The 4,423-nt window shown below is 69.9% G+C and carries 5 protein-coding genes; all 5 read right to left on the bottom strand.

Annotated features, from left to right (window positions below; genetic code table 11):
* A partial coding sequence (locus LQT98_RS22100; RefSeq protein ID WP_231465240.1) for an FAD-dependent oxidoreductase occupies positions 1-117 on the bottom strand: 117 nt, incomplete at its 3' end.
* 40 nt (positions 118-157) lie between these two features.
* Positions 158-1,453, bottom strand: a complete 1,296-nt coding sequence (locus LQT98_RS22095; protein ID WP_231465237.1) for an aminopeptidase P N-terminal domain-containing protein — start codon at positions 1,451-1,453, stop codon at positions 158-160.
* An 87-nt stretch (positions 1,454-1,540) separates the two neighbouring features.
* Complete coding sequence (iolB, locus tag LQT98_RS22090) at positions 1,541-2,350, bottom strand: 5-deoxy-glucuronate isomerase (RefSeq protein WP_231465235.1); 810 nt, start codon at positions 2,348-2,350, stop codon at positions 1,541-1,543.
* Positions 2,347-3,267 (bottom strand): myo-inosose-2 dehydratase, encoded by a 921-nt coding sequence (gene iolE / locus LQT98_RS22085; protein ID WP_231465233.1) that lies wholly within the window; start codon positions 3,265-3,267, stop codon positions 2,347-2,349. The genes iolB and iolE overlap by 4 nt, the downstream gene beginning before the upstream one ends.
* A 14-nt stretch (positions 3,268-3,281) precedes the next feature.
* On the bottom strand, positions 3,282-4,423 hold a 1,142-nt coding region (locus LQT98_RS22080), incomplete at its 5' end, for a thiamine pyrophosphate-dependent enzyme (protein WP_231465231.1).

Genomic DNA, 4,423 nt, shown 5'->3' with positions numbered 1-4,423 from the left:
GGCCTCCACCAAGGTCACCTCGCGGCCGGCGCGCGCCAGCCGCAAGGCGGCCAGCGCCCCGACCGGGCCGCCGCCTATGATCACCACGTCCGCATGTTCATTTATCTGTTGCTGCATTCTGTTTCCTCCTGTTTCCTCGGGACACAGGCTCCGGAATTCAATCCTGATTCATCAGCGCCTCGATCTCGTCGATGCGCTTGGGCACGCCGCCGGTATAGACCTCGCAGCCCTGCTCGGTGATCAGCACATCGTCCTCGATGCGCACGCCGATATGGTGAAACGCAGCCGGCACGCCGTCCGCCGGGCGGATGTACAAGCCCGGCTCCACCGTCACGCACATGCCGGGCTGATAGGCGCGCCACAGGCCGTTGCGCTTGCGCGCGCCCACGTCGTGCACGTCCAGGCCGATCAGATGGCCGATGCCGTGCATGTAGAACTGGCGGTAGGCGCCGGATTCGATCACCCCGTCCACGCTGCCTTGCAACAGCCCCAGGTCCAGCATGCCCTGGGCCAGCACCGCCAGCGCGGCGTCGCCGGACGCGTTCCAGGGAACATTCGGCCCCAGCGCGGCGATGGCTGCCGCCTGCGCCGCCAGCACTACTTCGTAGACGTCGCGCTGCGGGCCGCTGAAACGACCGTTGATCGGGAAGCTGCGGGTGATGTCGCCGGCGTAGCCTTCCAGTTCGCAGCCGGCGTCGATCAACAGCATTTCGCCGTCGCGCAGCAAGCCGTTGTTGGCGCAGTAATGCAGGGTGCAGGCATTGGCGCCGCCGGCGACGATGCTTTCATAGGAAGGCTGGCGCGCGCCGCGACTGACGAAGGCGTGCAGGATTTCCGCCTCGATCTGGTATTCATGCAGGCCGGGCCGGGTGGCGCGCATCGCCTGCACATGACCGGCGGCGGAAATCTCGCCGGCGCGGCGCAATAGCGCGATCTCGCTGTCGTCCTTGATCAGGCGCATCTCGTCCAGCAGCGCGTGCACGTCGCCGTAGCAGCTGGGCGCCGGCGCGCCGTGGTAGGCGCGCTGGCGCAGGCTGTCCAGCCAGCCGTTGACGCGCACGTCGAACTTGGCGTCGCAGCCCAGGCTCCAGCACAGCCGGCCGCAGCCGGACAGCAGCTCCAGCATCCGCGCGTCCAGCTCGGCGACGGGATAAGCCTCGTCGAAGCCGAAAGCCTCGGCCGCCGCCTGCGGCCCGTGGCGGAAGCCTTCCCAGATTTCCATGTCCGGATTCTTGTCGCGGCAGAACAGGATGGACTTGCCGCTGCGCCCGTCCAGCACCAGCACCGCTTCCGGCTCGGCGAAGCCGGTCAGGTACAGGAAATGGCTGTCCGGGCGATAGGGATAGAAATTATCGGCGTTGCGCACCGCTTCCGGCGCGGTGGGCAGCACCGCAACGGCGTCGCCCAGGGCGGACAGCAGGCGGGCGCGGCGTGCGGCATGAGGCGTGGGCATGGCGGAATCCAGGCAAGAGACCGACGCGGTCGTAAATGCGGCAGTTTACACCGCCGCCCGCGCCAACCCAAGCCCCGCCCCCGCGCCTCAAGTCGCTGCGGACAGCATCCACTCATGCGCCGGGTCGTTGTGGAAGCGCCATTCGCGGCGCGGCCCGGCCATCACGTTGAGGTAGTAGGATTCATAGCCGTGCGGCACGCACACCGGATGATAGCCGCGCGGCACCAGCACCACGTCGCCGTCCTCCACCGCGTGGGATTGGTCCAGATCGCGCTCGTCGGTGTAGACGCGCTGGAACACGAAGCCCTGCGCCGGGCTCACCCGGTGGTAATAGGTCTCCTCCAACTGGCTCTCCGCCGGCAGCGCGTCGCGGTCGTGCTTGTGCGGCGGATAGCTGGACGAATGGCCGGACGGAGTGCGCACTTCCACCACCAGCAGGCCGTCCGCTTCCGCCTGCTGCGGCAGGATGTCGGTGACGTAGCGGGTGTTGCTCCCCTGCCCGCGCACGCTCTGCGCCATGTCCTGCGGTCGGATCAGCCGCGGCGGCCGGATCAGCGGCCGGCCCGGCGCCGAACACAAAGCCACTTCCGCCGCGCCGCGGGCGACGATGCGCAATGCACAGCCGGCGGGAATATAGGCCGCCCACGGCGCTTGCCCGTCGAACACATCGGCGCGGCCGCCCACGCCCGGCCAGCGCTGTTCGCCGGCGATGATGTCGACGACGCCGGCCAGCACCACCACGCAGCACTCCCGCTCCGCTTGCAGCCAATCCTCGGCCTCGCCGTCGGCCAGGCGCAAGGCGCGGAAACCGACATGGCGCCAGCCGGCGGAGGCCGGGGTGATGTCGGCGGCGACGCGGCCGGCCGCCGCCTTGACGCGCAGATTGGGCTGATTCATGCGCAGCTCCTTTCCGGCGCGCCGGCGCGGATGGCGGCCACCAGCCCGGCCAGGGTGCGGAAGCCCAGTTCGGCATAGCGGTAGCTGGGCGCCACCACCGGGTCCTGCTCCGCCTCCACCACCAGCCAGCCGCGATAGCCGTGCTCGGCCAGCATGCGCAGCAGGGCTTCGAAATCGATGACGCCGCCGCCGGGCACGGTGAACACGCCGTTGAGCACCGCCTCCAGAAAACTCCAGCCGCGGTTGCGCGCCAGCCGCGCCACCTGCGGGCGGATATCCTTGCAATGGACATGGACCACGCGGCCGATATGGCGGCGCAGCACCGCCAGCGGTTCGCCGCCGGCGAAGGCGATGTGGCCGCTGTCGAACAGCAGGCCCACTTCCGGGCTGGTGACCGCCATCAACGCGTCCACATCGTCCGGGGTTTCGACGTAGGCGCCCATGTGGTGATGGTAGGCCAGCGTCAGGCCGTGGCTTTGCAGGTGGCGGCCGAAGGCGTTCAGCCGCTCGCCGTAATCGCGCCATTGCCGCTCCGAGCCAAAGCGCGGACGCTGGCTCAAGGGCCGCGGCTGGCCCTGTATCGCCTGCGCCACTTCACCGTAGACCATCACCCGGCAGCCGCTGGCGGCCAACAGCCGCAGATGCGGCTCCACGGCGGCGATTTCCTCATCCACGCCGCGCTCGGCCAGACGGCCGGAATGCCAGCCGGACACACATTGCAGGCCGTGCGGCGCCAGCGCCGCCGCCAGCGCCTCCGGCTGACGCGGGAATTTATTGCCCAGTTCAAAACCGCGATAGCCGATGGCCGCGCCTTCGGCCAGCGCCTGCTGCAGCGAGATTTCGCCGCCCAGCGACGGCAGGTCGTCATTGCTCCAGGAAATCGGATTGATGCCGATTTTCACGTCGAATGCATGCATTGCGCTGTTCCCCGCTATTCGTATTGACGCCGGCGCAGCCGGTCTTCGTAAGCCTGGCGCGCGGCGCGCACCTCGGCCCGTTCCGACACCTCCGGCACCGCCACTTCCCACCAGCAGCCGCCGGCCTCGGTGGTGCGCGCCGGGTCGGTATCGATCACGATCAGATAGCTGCGTTCCGCGGCGCGGGCGCGCAGCAACGCCGCCTCCAGGCCGGCGATGTCGGCCACGTGCTCGGCCTCGGCGCCCAGCGCGCGGGCATGGGCGGCGAAATCCACCCGCGGCGCGCCGTGGCGGCCCTGGCGGCAGTCGTCCAACAGATTGTTGAACGGCGCGCCGCCGCAGGCCTGCTGCAGCCGGTTGATGCAGCCGTAGCCGCGGTTGTCCAGCAGCACCACGATCAGTTTGCGGTCCAGCATCACCGAGGTGGCCAACTCGCTGTTCATCATCAGATAGCTGCCGTCGCCCACCATCACGATGACTTCGCGCTCCGGCCGCGCCATCTTCACGCCCAGGCCGCCGGCGATTTCATAGCCCATGCAGGAATAGCCGTATTCCAGGTGGTAGCCGCCCGGCGTCGCCGCGCGCCACAGCTTGTGCAGCTCGGCCGGCAGGGTGCCGGCGGCGCAGACCACGATGTCGTCGCGCTCGGAGCTGGGGTGGCGCTGCACCGCGCCGATCACCTCCCCATCGTAAGGCAGGCCGTGAGACTGGCGCTGGCCGGTGACGCGCGCCGTCTCCGCGCGCCAGTCCTCTGCCAGCGCGCGCGCCTCGGCGCTCCAGCCGGCGTCGGCGCTCCAGCTGTCCAGCCGCGCCGACAGCGCGTCCAGGCATAGCGCGGCGTCGCCGCTCAGGGCCACGGCGTCGGCCTTGATCCCGTCCAGCGCGTTGACGTTGACGCTGAGCAGCCGCGCCTGGCGGAACAGCTGCCCGGAGCCGGTGCTGAAGTCCTGCAAACGGCTGCCCAGCGCCAGCACCAGGTCGGCCCGTTCCGCCAGCCGGTTGGCGGCCGGCGAGCCGGTGACGCCGATCGCCCCCAATTGCAGCGGGTGGTCCCAGGGCAAGGCGCTCTTGCCGGCCTGGGTCTCGGCCACCGGCGCGCCGTGGCGCTCGGCGAAGGCGCGCAAGGCCGCCGCGCCGCCGGCGCTGTAGAGCACGC

The sequence above is a fragment of the Chromobacterium aquaticum genome, from assembly GCF_021129195.1.
Classification (GTDB): domain Bacteria; phylum Pseudomonadota; class Gammaproteobacteria; order Burkholderiales; family Chromobacteriaceae; genus Chromobacterium; species Chromobacterium aquaticum.
This window is presented reverse-complemented; position numbering and strand designations above follow the sequence as displayed.

Coding starts and splice junctions, on each gene's coding strand:
- iolE (WP_231465233.1), bottom strand. CDS start 3,267: ATGCATGCATTCGACGTGAAAATCGGCATCAATCCGATTTCCTGGAGC.
- LQT98_RS22095 (WP_231465237.1), bottom strand. CDS start 1,453: ATGCCCACGCCTCATGCCGCACGCCGCGCCCGCCTGCTGTCCGCCCTG.
- iolB (WP_231465235.1), bottom strand. CDS start 2,350: ATGAATCAGCCCAATCTGCGCGTCAAGGCGGCGGCCGGCCGCGTCGCC.